Source organism: Mesobacillus campisalis (assembly GCF_000986785.1).
Classification (GTDB): domain Bacteria; phylum Bacillota; class Bacilli; order Bacillales; family Cytobacillaceae; genus Mesobacillus_B; species Mesobacillus_B campisalis.
In genome coordinates this window covers 53,261-68,010 of sequence record NZ_LAYY01000009.1, presented here as the reverse complement: position 1 = coordinate 68,010, position 14,750 = coordinate 53,261, and the positions used below count along the sequence as shown (strand labels likewise).

19 protein-coding genes are annotated in these 14,750 nt (G+C 40.0%); 18 read left to right on the top strand and 1 reads right to left on the bottom strand.

Translation table 11 applies throughout. The annotated features are described in order from the left end of the window. Nucleotides 1-4 precede the first annotated feature (4 nt). The 18 genes from tkt to WQ57_RS09960 all read left to right on the top strand — a co-directional run bounded on the left by tkt (nt 5) and on the right by WQ57_RS09960 (nt 13,700). Nucleotides 5-1,996, top strand: coding sequence for a transketolase (tkt, locus tag WQ57_RS10040; protein ID WP_046523623.1), 1,992 nt, complete (start codon nt 5-7; stop codon nt 1,994-1,996). 24 nt (nt 1,997-2,020) lie between these two features. Then, entirely contained in the window at nt 2,021-2,914 is an 894-nt protein-coding gene (gnd, locus tag WQ57_RS10035) for a phosphogluconate dehydrogenase (NAD(+)-dependent, decarboxylating) (RefSeq protein ID WP_046523622.1), read from the top strand. 43 nt (nt 2,915-2,957) lie between these two features. Beyond that, nucleotides 2,958-3,623 (top strand): fructose-6-phosphate aldolase, encoded by a 666-nt coding sequence (gene fsa, locus WQ57_RS10030; RefSeq protein WP_046523621.1) that lies wholly within the window; start codon nt 2,958-2,960, stop codon nt 3,621-3,623. Between the two features lie 81 nt (nt 3,624-3,704). Continuing rightward, nucleotides 3,705-5,054 (top strand): glucose-6-phosphate isomerase, encoded by a 1,350-nt coding sequence (locus WQ57_RS10025; RefSeq protein WP_046523620.1) that lies wholly within the window; start codon nt 3,705-3,707, stop codon nt 5,052-5,054. A gap of 188 nt (nt 5,055-5,242) precedes the next feature. Next, complete coding sequence (locus tag WQ57_RS10020) at nt 5,243-5,842, top strand: nitroreductase family protein (protein WP_046523619.1); 600 nt, start codon at nt 5,243-5,245, stop codon at nt 5,840-5,842. 124 nt (nt 5,843-5,966) lie between these two features. After that, a complete protein-coding gene (locus tag WQ57_RS10015) occupies nt 5,967-6,374 on the top strand; it encodes a PAS domain S-box protein (RefSeq protein ID WP_046523618.1) in 408 nt (135 codons plus the stop codon). 14 nt (nt 6,375-6,388) lie between these two features. Further along, on the top strand, nt 6,389-6,664 hold the full coding sequence (locus WQ57_RS27500) for a PAS domain-containing protein (protein WP_156183112.1): 276 nt from the start codon (nt 6,389-6,391) through the stop codon (nt 6,662-6,664). A 12-nt stretch (nt 6,665-6,676) separates the two neighbouring features. After that, nucleotides 6,677-7,231 carry a GGDEF domain-containing protein gene (locus WQ57_RS10010; RefSeq protein ID WP_052948711.1) on the top strand — a complete coding sequence of 185 codons (555 nt, stop codon included), beginning with the start codon at nt 6,677-6,679 and terminating at the stop codon, nt 7,229-7,231. Between the two features lie 176 nt (nt 7,232-7,407). Continuing rightward, nucleotides 7,408-7,833, top strand: a complete 426-nt coding sequence (locus WQ57_RS10005; RefSeq protein ID WP_046523617.1) for a MarR family winged helix-turn-helix transcriptional regulator — start codon at nt 7,408-7,410, stop codon at nt 7,831-7,833. Between the two features lie 201 nt (nt 7,834-8,034). Further along, nucleotides 8,035-8,973 carry a ring-cleaving dioxygenase gene (locus tag WQ57_RS10000; protein WP_046523616.1) on the top strand — a complete coding sequence of 313 codons (939 nt, stop codon included), beginning with the start codon at nt 8,035-8,037 and terminating at the stop codon, nt 8,971-8,973. 22 nt (nt 8,974-8,995) lie between these two features. After that, a complete protein-coding gene (locus WQ57_RS09995; RefSeq protein ID WP_046523615.1) occupies nt 8,996-9,604 on the top strand; it encodes a flavin reductase family protein in 609 nt (202 codons plus the stop codon). 39 nt (nt 9,605-9,643) lie between these two features. Then, the gene (locus WQ57_RS09990) at nt 9,644-10,585 is read left to right on the top strand and encodes a ring-cleaving dioxygenase (protein WP_084820238.1); all 942 of its coding nucleotides are present in this window, start codon (nt 9,644-9,646) and stop codon (nt 10,583-10,585) included. Further along, entirely contained in the window at nt 10,582-11,187 is a 606-nt protein-coding gene (locus WQ57_RS09985) for an alpha/beta hydrolase (protein ID WP_173427546.1), read from the top strand. Before WQ57_RS09990 ends, WQ57_RS09985 begins: the two co-directional genes overlap by 4 nt. A gap of 40 nt (nt 11,188-11,227) precedes the next feature. Next, nucleotides 11,228-11,650, top strand: a complete 423-nt coding sequence (locus WQ57_RS09980) for a DoxX family protein (protein WP_046523613.1) — start codon at nt 11,228-11,230, stop codon at nt 11,648-11,650. Between the two features lie 109 nt (nt 11,651-11,759). Then, nucleotides 11,760-12,092, top strand: coding sequence for a hypothetical protein (locus WQ57_RS27190; RefSeq protein WP_046523612.1), 333 nt, complete (start codon nt 11,760-11,762; stop codon nt 12,090-12,092). Further along, the gene (locus WQ57_RS26180; RefSeq protein ID WP_241481514.1) at nt 12,013-12,501 is read left to right on the top strand and encodes a glutamyl-tRNA reductase; all 489 of its coding nucleotides are present in this window, start codon (nt 12,013-12,015) and stop codon (nt 12,499-12,501) included. Before WQ57_RS27190 ends, WQ57_RS26180 begins: the two co-directional genes overlap by 80 nt. Nucleotides 12,502-12,718: 217 nt before the next feature. Then, nucleotides 12,719-13,426 (top strand): pirin family protein, encoded by a 708-nt coding sequence (locus tag WQ57_RS09965; protein ID WP_046523610.1) that lies wholly within the window; start codon nt 12,719-12,721, stop codon nt 13,424-13,426. A 1-nt stretch (nt 13,427) separates the two neighbouring features. Next, nucleotides 13,428-13,700 carry a hypothetical protein gene (locus tag WQ57_RS09960; RefSeq protein ID WP_046523609.1) on the top strand — a complete coding sequence of 91 codons (273 nt, stop codon included), beginning with the start codon at nt 13,428-13,430 and terminating at the stop codon, nt 13,698-13,700. 130 nt (nt 13,701-13,830) lie between these two features. Here WQ57_RS09960 and WQ57_RS09955 read toward each other — a convergent pair whose 3' ends face one another. Next, nucleotides 13,831-14,583: a DUF695 domain-containing protein gene (locus tag WQ57_RS09955; protein WP_046523608.1), complete on the bottom strand. Its 753-nt coding sequence runs from the start codon at nt 14,581-14,583 to the stop codon at nt 13,831-13,833. Nucleotides 14,584-14,750: the final 167 nt, after the last annotated feature.

Genomic DNA, 14,750 nt, shown 5'->3' with positions numbered 1-14,750 from the left:
TCATATGGGTAAAAACATAGAAACTTTAGCAATCAATACAATACGCACTTTATCGATTGACGCTATCAATCAAGCCAATTCCGGCCACCCTGGTCTGCCAATGGGAGCTGCACCAATGGCCTATGCTTTGTGGGCGGACCACTTAAATCATAATCCTGTTAACGCCAAATGGTTTAATCGCGATCGTTTTGTATTATCCGCCGGTCATGGTTCAAGTATGCTTTACAGCCTGCTTCATCTTGCAGGATATGATGTCTCGATTGACGATTTGAAAAGCTTCAGAAAATTAAACAGTAAAACACCAGGTCATCCGGAATTTGGTCATACAGATGGGGTGGATGCAACCACTGGCCCATTGGGGCAAGGAATTGCAAATGCAGTGGGAATGGCGATGGCTGAAGCACACTTAGCGGCCAAATTTAATCAAAAGGATTTTCCTGTCATTGATCACTATACATATGCATTAGTAGGTGATGGTGACTTATCAGAAGGAATCTCCTATGAAGCAATGTCCATGGCTGGTCATATGAAACTAGGGAAATTAATCGTTTTATATGATTCAAATGATATTTCTCTAGATGGAGAATTGAATCTATCATTCTCGGAAGACATTCAGAAACGGGCGGAATCTGTTCACTGGCAATATTTACGGGTTGAGGATGGAAACGATGTGGAAGCAATCACTAAAGCCATTTCAGAAGCGAAAATGAATACCGAACAACCTACACTAATTGAAGTCAGAACGATAATCGGGTACGGCAGTCCCAAGGTTGCCGGCACCAATAAAGCACATGGTGCGCCGCTTGGTGTCGAAGAAGCAAAAGCAACGAAGCAGGCTTATGGCTGGGAATATGAAGAAGACTTTTATGTACCTGAAAAAGTGAAAGAACACTTTGAATCCCTCAAAAGTGTTGGCATTCAAGCTGAAAGGGATTGGAATGCACTCTTTAAGGGTTACAAAAAAGCTTATCCACAATTAGCTAATGAACTTGAAAATGCGATTGCAGGAAAAGGATTAGTGGATGTGAAAGACATTTTAACATTCGATCCTGATCAAGCTGTTTCGACCCGGGTGGCGAGCGGAAAGGCAATCAATCATTTTGTGAAAATCGTCCCTTCGATGTTTGGAGGAAGTGCAGACCTTTCTAACTCCACAATGACGGATATCAATGGAGAAGCGGCATTTGCAGTTGAGAATTATGCTGGCCGAAATGTGTACTTTGGGGTTCGTGAACATGCAATGGGGGCAGCTGGGAACGGGATGGCCCAGCATGGAGGGGTAAAACCATTTGTCAGCACATTCTTTGTTTTTAATGATTACCTCCGCCCATCGATTCGCTTAGCCGCACTGCAAAAACTGCCTGTCACCTATGTCTTCACACATGACTCCATTGCAGTCGGTGAAGACGGACCGACACATGAACCTATTGAACAGTTGACTGCGCTGCGCGCGATTCCTGGGCTTACCGTTATCCGTCCATCAGATGCGAATGAAACAGCGAGTGCTTGGGCTTATGCGCTTCAAAACACAGAAGGTCCAGTTGCGTTAATTTTAAGCCGCCAAAACCTGCCAGTATTTGAAGAAACAAAAGCCAATATTGACCACCTTTCTAAAGGGGCTTATGTATTAACAGAAACAAATGAACATCCCGATGTGATCTTAATCGCTACTGGTTCTGAGGTGAGCCTAGCTGTAGAGGCAAAAGCGGAACTTGAACAGGAAAAGGTATCCGTTCGCGTTGTGGCAATGCCAAGCTGGGAACTGTTTGACGGTCAAACAGCAAACTATAAGGAATCTGTCCTTCCAGCTGAAGTCACAAAACGTGTGTCCATCGAGATGGGGATATCCCTCGGATGGGAGCGGTACGTTGGGCCAGAAGGGAAAATGATGTCGATTGAGACATTTGGTGCTTCGGGTACTGGTGCTGCTGTAATGGAGCTATTCGGATTTACGGTTGGCCATGTCGTTCAAAACGTAAAGGATTTATTAAAATAAACAAATTTTAGGAGTGAATAAAACATGCAAGTTGGATTAATCGGTTTAGGAAAAATGGGATTTAATTTAGGTCAAAATTTATTGGACAACAATCATTCTGTCGTGGCCTATGATTTGAATCAAAAAGCGGTCAAAGACATGAATAAATTGGGAGCCCAAGCAACATCGAATCTGGAGGAGCTGATTCAATCACTGGCAAAACCAAGAGTGTTATGGATCATGGTTCCGCACATGGTCGTTGATTCCGTCCTCAGCGAGATCACACCATTGCTTGATGAAGGCGATATCGTCATTGAAGCAGGGAATTCCCACTATAAGGAATCCATACGCCGATACGACGAATTGAAGGGAAAAGGGATCTATTATCTGGATGCTGGTACATCCGGTGGAATGGAAGGAGCCCGCAATGGCGCTTGTTATATGATTGGCGGCGACCAGGAAGCATGGGAAGTAGTGGAACCTTTGTTCCGTGATACAGCGGTTGAAAACGGCTATCTATATGGCGGGAAAATCGGAAGCGGCCACTTCTTAAAAATGATCCATAATGGAATTGAATACGGGATGATGGCCGCCATCGCCGAAGGATTTGAAGTGCTGGAGAAAAGTGAATTCGACTTTGATTATGAAAAAGTGGCCAAGGTTTGGAACAACGGGTCTGTTATTCGTTCATGGCTAATGGAGCTCACCGAAAATGCCTTCTCTAAAGATCCTAAGCTTGATGGCATCAAAGGAGTCATGCATTCCTCGGGAGAAGCAAAATGGACATTGGAAACGGCATTGGATTTACAGGCAGCCACACCTGTTATTGCCCTGTCCTTGCTGTCCCGCTACCGTTCTTTAGATACTGATACTTTTAATGGGAAAGTGGTAGCCGCTTTGCGCAATGAATTTGGTGGACATGCAGTAGAAAAGGCTTAAAGGATTGGAACATAATGAATCAAACTATTGGAGGGATTTGACAATGAAATTTTTTGTAGATACAGCAAACCTTAAGGACATTAAAAAGGCTTATCAAATTGGCGTTTTATCTGGTGTGACAACCAACCCATCCTTGGTCGCAAAAGAAGGCGTCCAATTTGAAGATCGAATTGAAGAAATTTTACAAGCAGTACCCGAAGTGGAATCTGTTTCTGCTGAAGTTACACCACATGCAGTGACAGCTGAAGAAATGATTGCAGAAGCCGATGAATTAATCAAAATAAATGGTGGAGATAAAAATATTACCATTAAAGTGCCTATGACCCTGGCAGGCTTAGAAACTACCCGTTATTTGGCGAAAAAAGGAGTCAAGGTAAATGTCACACTTATTTTCACTGTGAATCAAGCACTTTTAGCCGCTCGGGCAGGAGCCGCTTATGTTTCGCCATTCTTAGGCCGTTTAGATGACATTTCAGAAGATGGTGTCCTGCTAGTGGCGAAAATCGCCGAATTATTCCGGACTCATAACCTTGATGCCCAAATCATTGCAGCATCTGTTCGCCATCCGGACCATGTAACGCGCGTTGCGATGGCTGGTGCACATATTGCAACTGTTCCCTTTAAAGTCATTGAGCAGCTAGCAAAACATCCGCTTACGGATCAAGGAATTGAAAAGTTCGCAGCAGATTGGGTAGAACCAAAGAAATAAGAAGAAATAGGGGACGTTGGCGAACAACCTAGCCAATGCCCCCACTACAAACTGCAAAATACAGGCAAAGGAGAAATAAACATGGCCATATCTTTTGATTACTCAAATGTAACAAACTTCCTGCAGCAATCTGAAATTGACAATCTTTCTGTATTTGTAAAGGCAGCCCATCATATGCTTCACGATAAACAAGGGCCGGGGTCTGACTACTTAGGCTGGGTGACTCTACCATATGACTATGATCAAGAAGAGTTCTCAAGAATTAAGCAAGCAGCAGAAAGAATTCAAAAGTCTTCCGATGCGTTAATTGTCATCGGAATAGGTGGATCCTATTTAGGCGCAAGAGCAGCGATTGAATCTCTGTCCCATACCTTCCATAACCAAATGAGTGGAAATACCGAGATTTATTTTGCCGGCCAAAACATTAGTTCAACCTATCTTACCCATCTATTCGAAATGCTGGAGGGGAAAGATATCTCGATAAACGTGATTTCAAAATCAGGTACCACTACTGAACCAGCGATTGCTTTCCGGATTTTCCGTGATTATTTGGAAAAGAAATATGGCAAAGAAGAAGCCAAAAATCGAATCTTTGTTACAACCGATAAAGAAAAAGGTGCACTGAAGCAACTTGCTACGGAAGAAGGCTATGAAACATTTGTGATTCCAGATGATGTTGGCGGCAGATACTCCGTTCTGACAGCTGTCGGGCTTTTGCCAATCGCAACGGCAGGACTGAATATTGACAAGATGATGGAAGGCGCTAAAGCAGCAGCCGAAAAATACAATAACCCTGACCTTAAAACCAATGAGAGCTATCAATATGCAGCGGTCCGCAACGCTTTATATAGAAAAGGAAAAACAATCGAATTGCTTGTAAACTATGAGCCTGCTCTTCATTATGTATCAGAATGGTGGAAGCAGTTATACGGTGAAAGTGAAGGGAAAGATCAAAAAGGGTTGTTCCCGGCATCGGTTGATTTTTCCACTGACTTGCATTCCATGGGGCAATATGTCCAAGAAGGCCGTCGTGATTTGATTGAAACCGTGATTCAAGTGGCAACACCAAAAGCAGAGGTAACGATCCAAGAAGATGCATCAAATCTGGATGGCTTAAACTTCCTAGCAGGAAAAACCATGGATGATGTAAATAAAAACGCGTTCCAAGGAACTGTTTTGGCTCATGTCGATGGCGGCGTTCCAAACATGGTTGTTGAACTGGATGAGTTAACCGAGTACACATTTGGCGAAATGGTTTATTTCTTTGAAAAAGCATGCGGAATCTCCGGTTTATTAATGGGCGTGAATCCATTTGATCAGCCTGGTGTAGAGGCTTATAAGAAAAATATGTTTGCATTGCTTGGTAAACCTGGCTATGAAGCAGAAAAAGAAGTTTTGATAAAACGATTAAATAAAAATCATTCTATTTAATTAAATCCAGGATTTATGGCCTGCAGGAACAACTGAAATGAGAAAAGGCATTTTGGTGATCAAATATTTTCAAAAATTATTTTCCCATAGCATTTAGAATGTTTGACAGCAACCATTATTTTGTTTAACATCAATTCGAATCCGAGATATATTAACTCGAGATAAAATGTTTTCTAGGAGGAAAAATTATGGCAAACGATTTTTATTCTGTACTAAAAGAAAGGCGCTCTTACTATGGCCTTAATAAAGATGTCCAAGTTTCTGACGAGAGAATTAAGGAAATTGTAGAATTTGCAGTTAAGCATACCCCTTCTGCCTTCAACTCCCAGACGGCACGCCTTGTTGTATTGACTGGAGAGGCGCATGATCAATTATGGGAAATTACAACTGAAACATTACGTGAAGTGGTTGGGAATGGAGACTTCACTGGCACGCAAGAAAAAATGGATTCATTTAAAGCTGGATATGGCACCGTATTGTTTTTCGAAGATGAAGCAGTAGTTAAATCACTTCAAGAACAATTCTCAGCCTATGCAGAAAATTTCCCGGTCTGGTCGAACCAGGCATCCGGCATGCACCAGTTGGTCGTTTGGGCAGGCCTAGAAGCAGAAGGATTAGGTGCCTCTTTACAGCACTATAACCCGCTAATCGATGAAGAAGTGAAAAACAAATGGAATATCCCGGGTAACTGGAAACTAATTGCACAAATGCCATTCGGTAATCCAACTGCCGAACCAGGAGAGAAGCAATTCCAGGCAGTTGAAGATCGCGTGAAATTTTATAAATAAGAACCAATCGAGGAATGTCCAGGTAGACGGTGGGGAATATGCTTAGTGAAGAGTCTGGTGAGGTTTGATTCCCACCAGACTTTTTATTTTTAGCAAACTATGCAGTAGGGAGAGGGGCATTGAAATGGGCAATTATACATTGGTAACAGGGAAAGAACAATTTGAATTAATTTGGGAAAACATAAATGAAGCGATTTTTACGATAGCACGGGATGGATCTGTGACACATATAAATCCTGCCTTTACTAACATCCTTGGCTGGGATTTAAAAGATATCGGGACAAATAAGTTTCCATTTTTTACAGATGAATTTAACTATAGCGAACAAAGAGAACTTTTAAACAAACTTAAAAAAGGACAAAGCATTCCTTACTTTGAGACAAAACGGAGGAGAAAAGATGGTGAGCTCGTAGATATCTTGGCATCTTACCGGTCAGTAAATAAAGGCGATATTTTAGCTGTAGCCATGGATAAAGATATAACAAGCGAGAAGGGATTGAAAGAACAACTTGAAGTTAGTGAGTTTTGCTAACGGTCTCTAGTTGAATTCTCCCCGGAATCCATTTTTGTCGTGAAAAATGGGGAAGTTCTTTTTTAAATCAAAGGGCTGTTAAATTACTGGGTTATGAAGACAGCAACTTATTAATAGGGAGGCCATTATTACATTACTTGGGTAATGACATGGAGAATGACCAACAAAGACTTGTTGAACTTCTCACCAAACATAATATCAATGAAACAGAACAATTTATTGAAAAGTTGGTTCGAAAAGATGGTAGCTTCATTTGGACAGAAATTATAGCGATACCCTTTAAATATTAAGAAGATAGTGTGTTGCAAATTATTGTAAGGGACATAACTGAGAGGAAAAAGTATGAGGAGAAACTGGAATTTTTAGCCGCACGTGACCCATTGACTGAGCTGCTAAATAGGAGGTCTTTTGTTGAGAGTTTACAAATTAGCATCAGTGAGGCAAAGGTTACAGGAGAACTAGTCGCTGTACTTTATCTGGATTTAGATAGATTTAAGATGATTAATGATACATTGGGCCATGAAGCAGGGGATGAGATTCTTAAACTATTTTCAAAAAGATTAAGGAAATATACTCGCGAAGAAGATGTCATTGGAAGGATGGGAGGCGATGAATTTGTAATTTTATTAAAAAACGATAGCATGGTCTCAATAAAGAAATCGGTCAAAAGGATTTATAAGGCTATACAATCTCCATATCAAGTTAAAGGCCAGGATTTCATGGTCACTTCAAGTATAGGAATATCGATTTATCCAACAAATTCAGAGAATCCCAAAAAGCTTGTACAGTATGCAGACAAGGCTTTATATGATGCAAAAGTTAACAGAAATAAATACAGGTTCTATGGTCAAGGTTAAAAATACTAACAAAGTCCTGCATTGAGATGGATAAAAACTAAATTTAAGCCTTGTAAGGTACTTAAAAATCTTCTCTTATTGACAAATTAGGTTATTTTGTAATAAAATATATTCGTACCTTGAGATAAATAAATTCAAAATACTTTAATTTGAGATAAAAGAAGGTGAAAACAGGCATGAATAATGAATTATCTCTAAAATCTTATGTGGTTTTTATGAAGGCAGCCAAATCCGTCCAGGAGAGAAGTAAGCGAGATATAGAATCACATGGAATCAATCCTACGGAATTTATGGTGTTGGAGGTTCTTTATCATAAAGGAAAGCAGACCATTCAACAAATAGGTCAAAAAATCCTGATGACCAGTGGCAGCATGACGTATGTGATTGATAAGCTGGAAAACAAGGGTTTAATCAAACGGGAGAGTTGTCCGAATGACCGAAGGGCTACTCATGTTGTTATTACAGACAAAGGAATTTCATTCATGGATGAAATATTCCCTAAGCATGAAAATATGATTGAGCAAATTTTCGGGGTTCTTAGTGAGGAAGAGAAAAAAGTAATGATTGCTCTCAATAAAAAAATCGGTTGCTCTACAGATTAATTTCAGTTCGAAAATAGTTAAACTTAGGTTAGTTGAAAACTAGCCTTTCATGTTAGAAATTTATCTCGAATTAGAGATTATTGATTTAGAGATATAATCTCGGAAAGCTGCTATATCTTCAATCTCACGTTAAGTGATTTTACTATGTGATGATGGGTAACATACGTGTGATAAAAATATTAATTAAAAGGAGTCATAGTGATGACAAAAAAAACGATGGGAATTCACCACATTACAGCGATTGTGGGTCATCCTCAAGAAAACGTTAATTTTTATGCCGGTGTTTTGGGGTTGCGGCTGGTGAAACAGACAGTGAATTTTGACGACCCGGGAACTTACCATCTCTATTTTGGGGATGATGGCGGAACACCGGGAACCATTATTACGTTTTTCCCTTGGGATAATGCTTATAAAGGGAAGATAGGAGATGGACAAGTCGGTGTCACTTCCTATGTAGTGCCAAAAGGGGCTATGGCTTTTTGGGAAAAACGATTAGAAAAATTCAATATCCCTTATACTAAAATGTCCCGTTTTGAAGAGGAATACCTCGAATTTGATGATCCGCATGGGCTTCATCTGGAGATTGTCGAAAGAGAGGAAGGAGCATTGAATAACTGGACATTTGGTGGCATAAGTCCAGAAGTTGCGATAAAAGGGTTTGGCGGTGCAACATTGTTATCGAAACAGCCAGAGAAAACCGCTGAACTGCTGGAGAATGTAATGGGACTGGAACGAGTCGGGGAAGAAGGAGATTTGATTCGTTTCAGGTCATCCGGTGAAATAGGGAATGTAATCGATTTGAAATTAACGCGAATTGGCAGTGGACAAATGGGTGTAGGAACCGTTCATCATATAGCATGGAGGGCGAAAGACGACCAAGACCAGTTGGATTGGCAACGCCATGTCGCGGCTAGTGGATACGGCGTAACTCCTGTTCAGGATAGGAATTACTTTAACGCCATTTACTTCAGGGAGCATGGGGAGATCCTATTTGAAATTGCAACCGATCCTCCGGGTTTTGCCCATGATGAATCGCATGAAACCATGGGAGAAAAATTAATGTTGCCTGAACAGTACGAGCCTCACCGAGATAAGATTGAAAATGTATTGCTCCCGTTTGAAGTCAGAAAGTTAGACTAAGTCTTGTAAAGAGGTGATTCCTATGCTTTCAATCGATCCATCGCAAAATACCGAAAGAGAAAATTATAAATTTTTAATCGGAAGCATCATACCAAGACCTATTGCTTTCGTCACAACGATTTCTAAAGACGGGGTTTTGAACGGGGCGCCATTTAGTTACTTTAATATTGTCACATCCAATCCTCCAATGATTTCGTTATCCATCCAAAGGTCAGAGGGAAAGCAAAAGGATACAGCAAGAAACATCACGGATACCAAGGAATTTGTCGTCCATATCGTCGATGAACATAATGTTGAAAAAATCAATAAGACTGCTGCGTCTCTGCCTGCCGAGCAAAGTGAGATTGAATTAGCTCAGTTAACTCCAATCGCTAGCTCAAAGATTACTGTTCCGGGTGTGAGGGAGGCCAAAGTCCGTATGGAGTGTATTTTGGAACACACTTTAGAACTGGGCGGTACGGATTCCCCGGGAAGTGATTTCATTATAGGCAAAGTCGTTCAATTTCATATTGAGGATGATATTTATCAAAATGGAAGAATTGATCCAAGAGGACTTGCTGCAGTGAGCCGTTTGGCAGGCACCAATTATGCAAAAATCGGCGAGATGTTTTCGCTTGAGAGGCCTAAGTAAAGTTTCTATATCCAATTAAGTGAAGTGGAGAGGATAAGTTTGCAAAGAACTGCAGGGATCCATCATATTACTGCAATGGTGAATGATGCTCAAAGGAACATTGATTTTTACGCAGGGGTGCTTGGATTAAGGCTGGTTAAAAAAACAATTAACTTTGATCGGCCGGAAGTATATCACCTTTATTTCGGAAATGGGTCTGGCGATCCGGGAACTGTCATCACCTTCTTCCCTTGGGAGAAGCAGTTAAAAGGACGAATCGGGACTGGGCAGGTTGGAGTCACCAGTTATGTAATTCCTGACCATTCAATGGAATTTTGGAAGGACCGGTTGCAAAATTTTGGAGTCAAGTACATTCAGACGGTACGTTACGGGGAAACTTACTTGCAATTTCAGGATCCAGACGGACTGGAAATTGAACTGGTAGAGCGGGCAGATGGACCACTAAATACCTGGAGCAACGGGGAAGTCCAGTCAGATGCAGCCATAAAGGGATTCGGTGGTGCCACACTGATCTCGGCACAGCCTAATAAAACCGCCGATGTGCTTGAAAATATATTGGGCCTTGAATGCCTGGGTCAAGAAGGAGGGTTCCTTAGGTTCAAATCGGAAGCTCAGCTTGGGAATATCATTGATATTAAACTGACCCCCTCCGTACGCGGATTAATGGGGGCGGGAACGGTTCACCACATTGCATGGAGAGCGAAAGATGAAGAGGAACATCGTAAATGGAGAGATGTTCTTCAGGAAAAAGGCTATTATCCAACTGAGATTTTGGATCGAAACTATTTTAAAGCCCTTTACTTTCATGAAGAAGGCGGCATCCTCTTTGAAATTGCGACTGACCCGCCAGGATTTGCTGTGGACGAACCAATAGAGGAGCTTGGCCAAAAGCTTATGCTGCCTTCATGGCTGGAATCAAAGCGAGAAGAACTGGAAAAGACCTTACCCGCCGTACAGGTCCTAATGAAAGGAGAAAGATAATGAAACACATATTTGAAAAAGGGAAAAATCCCTCAAAACCTACCCTATTATTGCTTCATGGCACTGGTGGAAATGAACTAGATTTATTGCCTCTTGCCGGAAGAATTGACGATGAAGCATCAGTTTTAAGTGTCAGGGGGAATGTGCTTGAAAATGGAATGCCCCGTTTTTTTCGGAGGTTAGCCGAAGGTGTGTTTGATGAGGAGGATCTTATTTTCCGTACAAAAGAATTGAACGATTTTCTGGATGAATCGGCGAGAAAATACGATTTTAACAGAAATAATATTGTGGCAATCGGCTACTCAAATGGAGCGAATATCGCGGCAAGTTTATTGTTCCATTACCAAAATGCATTAAAGGCAGCCATTCTCCACCATCCAATGATGCCAAGGAAGGGAATTGAACTTCCTGATTTGACGGGGAAGTCCGTGTTTATCGGTGCAGGAACAAATGATCCAATCTGTTCACCATTGGAATCGAACGATTTACAGTCCATGCTGGCAAAAGCAAATGCAAAAGTTGAAATTCATTGGGAAAATAAAGGGCACCAGCTAACCGCCTCGGAAGTGGAAGCTGCGGCTAAATGGTATCGAAATTTATAGATAAAACATTAATTAAAATATATCGGAGGAGAAATTCATTATGTTTAAAACAGAGTTAGGAGCACTAATTTTACGTGTTACATTGGGAGTTATCTTTTTCATTCATGGTTTAGTAAAATTCCAGGGGGGAATCGAGAATACCGTTGGCTGGTTCCAAAGCATTGGGGTGCCAGGGTTTATGGCATATGCAGTAGCAGGAATCGAACTAATCGGAGGACTCGCTTTAATCATAGGGGTCGGAACAAGGCTCGTGTCAGCTTTATTGGCTGTTATCATGATTGTGGCAACCCTAAAGGTTAAGCTATCAGTTGGTTTACTTGGAAACGGCCAAATGGCTGGTTATGAACTGGATCTGGCATTTTTAGCAATGGCTATTTACCTTGCCATTAATGGAAGTAAATTATTATCTTTAGGTCAATTCGTCTTTAAACAGGATTCAACCAGCTTAACAAGAGCTGCGTAAGACATATTAAATCAGGAGAGCCAGTCAAACCTTTGATTGGCTCTCTTTTTTAGAGCTTCAAATTCTCCACTATAACCAGGTTAACGTCGAATTTAAGGAGGGGAAGAGTATGTATATTCTAGTTGGGGGGATAAATTATAGAACGGCCCCTGTAGATATCAGGGAAAAACTCACATTCAAACCGACGGAGTTTGGAAAGGCAATGAAAGCATTACAAGCTAAGCCGAGTGTTTTAGAAAATATTATTTTGTCGACCTGTAACAGGACGGAGATTTATACAGTTGTTGATGACATTATTGTTGGCCAGAGGGAAATATCAGAATTCCTGGAAAGCAAGTATTTCCAGAAAGGGAAACCCACTGTTGATCATCGACATTGCTGTACCCCGGAGTATCAATCCAAGGATAGAAGGTATGGAAAATGTCTCTTTGTACAATATTGATGATTTACATGGCATAATCAATTCAAACCTTCTGGAACGCAAGAAAGCTGCGCAAACCATAATGAGCATGATTAAGGGGGAGGTTAGCGAATTTAAACACTGGGTCAACCTGTTAGAAGTCGTTCCAGTAATTTCAGCACTTAACACCAAAGCCTCATCCATTAAGAAAGACACTATGTCCAGTCTCAAAAGGAAACTCTCTGATTTGTCGCATCATGAAGTAAAGGTAATCAATAAACACATTGATAGTATTGTAAATCAGCTGTTAAAAGATCCAATCAAACATATTAAAGGTTTAGCAAGTTCCTTGGATTCCGAGAAAGAAATCGATTTATTCATGAAAATCTTTAATATTGAAGGAACTATTAAGGAACATCAAAACAGACGCACCGAGGGCTTACAGAGTTGAAGATAAGATAATTTGACTTCGTAGGATAAAATGTTTAAAATTAATTTGATTTCGAGACTTATGAATTCAGTGTATTTTAGTTGCAATCGGATATAAGGAAAGATACTTAAGCATTAACGTTTGTGATTAACATTTTAAATGCACATCTACACCTTTTATTTAGTAGATTTGCAGCAAAATAATAGTGAATAATTTAAAATTCAATGAGGTGACAGGCATGATTAAAGTGGTTCCCTCCACATCCCGTTATACTGTGAAAAATGAGTGGTTAGAAAGCAACTTAAGCTTTTCATTTGGTGAATATTTTGATGAAGCTAATGTCAAATTTGGCCCCCTTCGTGTTTTTAATGATGACACTGTGCAGGCTGGGAAGGGCTTTGGCATTCACCCTCACAGGGAAATGGAGATTGTATCCATTGTATTGAAGGGTAAGCTGAGACATGAGGACAGTTTGGGAAGTAATGGAATCCTGCAATTTGGCAATGTTCAAGTAATGAGTGCCGGCACGGGTTTGCTGCATTCTGAAATGAATCCTTCAACAGAAGAGGAATCAAGTTTTTTACAACTTTGGTTCATACCAAATCAAAAACAGTTAAAGCCATCTTATGAAGATATTAGCTATAATATAGAAGCCATGCACAATGTGCTGCTTCCCATCGTTTCGTCATCTGGAATTGAAGGAACGGCAACAATAAATAGTGATGCAACACTATATTTATCAAAGCTGGATTCAGGAAAAGAGCTTTCTTTTCAGCAAAAACCAGGAAGAAAGATGTACGTTTTTGTTATAGAGGGAGAATTAGCCTTAAATCATGAATTCCTTGTTGGCCAAAGAGACAGCGCTCGGCTTTCCGATTTAGAGGAACTTAAAATAAGATCAACTAAAGATACATTCTTTTTATTAATGGATTTGGGTGGTGAGTAGGGTGTTATTAGTTCGTCATGCAATAGGAAGCCGTCTTTTTTATCAAACAGAACACTATGAGATTAAGAAAAATGAGGATAAATGGATAATTTCCTTTCCTATATCGTATGAAAAAGCAATGAATATTCAAAAATTTAAAGAGGAATTAAATTTATTTGCGGTGGAGGACACACAAAAAACATGGTATTATTCCTCGGATGCTGAGCTTTTGTTTGATAAAGATAACGAGCAGTTGCTTGTTTTTGCGGACCACAAAACAGTATATCCTATTTAAAAATAAAGGGCTGTCCAAAAAGTCAGTGAAAGCTGACTTTTTGGGGCATCTATATTAGCTACTTTGAACGTGGCTTTGATGATTTTTATTTAATAGAATATGACTTTAATTTGAATGAATTGATCCCAAGCTACTCTCCTAAAACAAAAGTTTCCCAACCATCATATTCACCTTCGTGCTCTTCCGAAATTTCGATTAATAAGTCGGTTACTTCATTGATTGAAGGGAGGTCAACGGAGTCAATTCTGGAAATAGCAACTGTATATTTTCCCTCCTCGTTGACTTGATTTGGCTCTTCTTCAATTGAAAAACCTTCTTTCTTAATATCTTTAATAAAACGTTTCATCATTTTTAAATCACTAAATAGCAGCCAGTGTTCAACTTTGCGGGGCACTTCTAATTGATCCCCGGACTCTTCCAAAGAATCAACCACTTGTTGATTTCCCATATGCTGTTGTTGATATTGATTAGGGTATAGAAAATCATAATAAAATTCCCAGGTCTCATCTTCTTCAATGCCGAAAATTTCAAACTCATACCCAGCTGGCTTAACAAATTGGTGAGCGGCATCAATCAAGATGTTTTTCAATTCTTGATTAGAATAAAAGATAACATCTCTAACCCCGTTGGTAGTCACTCTTCCAACGTTAATAAAGTTTCTATGGTCTAAAAATTCAATAAGGGAATCTTCTATTTCGTTTATCACCTCTGCTTCCTTTTCAATTGGTAAGCCGTCTTCATTAGGCTCTTTTAAGTTAAGCCTTAAACAGAAAGAATGATTGAATTCTTCATTGTCAATCTCCTGCCATATATCCAAATCCAAAACAACGGAAGCAATTTTATCATCAATATAGTCGAAATAAATATCCCAATTTTCAGACACAAAAACATCTCCTTTATTGAATTTTCACCTTTTTTTAAAAGTATACCGTTACGTTTTAACTTTTAGAAGAATATGTATAATAGATTACGAGTAGTTTTTATGAGGTGATGTAAATGAGCAATCATTTTGGTGGTTATTATTGTAAAGGTTGCGGAGGGTTTCATGAA

What these genes read in the sequence shown, in the direction of transcription:
- tkt (WP_046523623.1), top strand. Translation starts at nt 5, where the DNA reads ATGGGTAAAAACATAGAAACTTTAGCAATCAATACAATACGCACTTTA.
- gnd (WP_046523622.1), top strand. Translation starts at nt 2,021, where the DNA reads ATGCAAGTTGGATTAATCGGTTTAGGAAAAATGGGATTTAATTTAGGT.
- fsa (WP_046523621.1), top strand. Translation starts at nt 2,958, where the DNA reads ATGAAATTTTTTGTAGATACAGCAAACCTTAAGGACATTAAAAAGGCT.
- WQ57_RS10025 (WP_046523620.1), top strand. Translation starts at nt 3,705, where the DNA reads ATGGCCATATCTTTTGATTACTCAAATGTAACAAACTTCCTGCAGCAA.
- WQ57_RS10020 (WP_046523619.1), top strand. Translation starts at nt 5,243, where the DNA reads ATGGCAAACGATTTTTATTCTGTACTAAAAGAAAGGCGCTCTTACTAT.
- WQ57_RS10015 (WP_046523618.1), top strand. Translation starts at nt 5,967, where the DNA reads ATGGGCAATTATACATTGGTAACAGGGAAAGAACAATTTGAATTAATT.
- WQ57_RS10005 (WP_046523617.1), top strand. Translation starts at nt 7,408, where the DNA reads ATGAATAATGAATTATCTCTAAAATCTTATGTGGTTTTTATGAAGGCA.
- WQ57_RS10000 (WP_046523616.1), top strand. Translation starts at nt 8,035, where the DNA reads ATGACAAAAAAAACGATGGGAATTCACCACATTACAGCGATTGTGGGT.
- WQ57_RS09995 (WP_046523615.1), top strand. Translation starts at nt 8,996, where the DNA reads ATGCTTTCAATCGATCCATCGCAAAATACCGAAAGAGAAAATTATAAA.
- WQ57_RS09980 (WP_046523613.1), top strand. Translation starts at nt 11,228, where the DNA reads ATGTTTAAAACAGAGTTAGGAGCACTAATTTTACGTGTTACATTGGGA.
- WQ57_RS27190 (WP_046523612.1), top strand. Translation starts at nt 11,760, where the DNA reads ATGTATATTCTAGTTGGGGGGATAAATTATAGAACGGCCCCTGTAGAT.
- WQ57_RS09965 (WP_046523610.1), top strand. Translation starts at nt 12,719, where the DNA reads ATGATTAAAGTGGTTCCCTCCACATCCCGTTATACTGTGAAAAATGAG.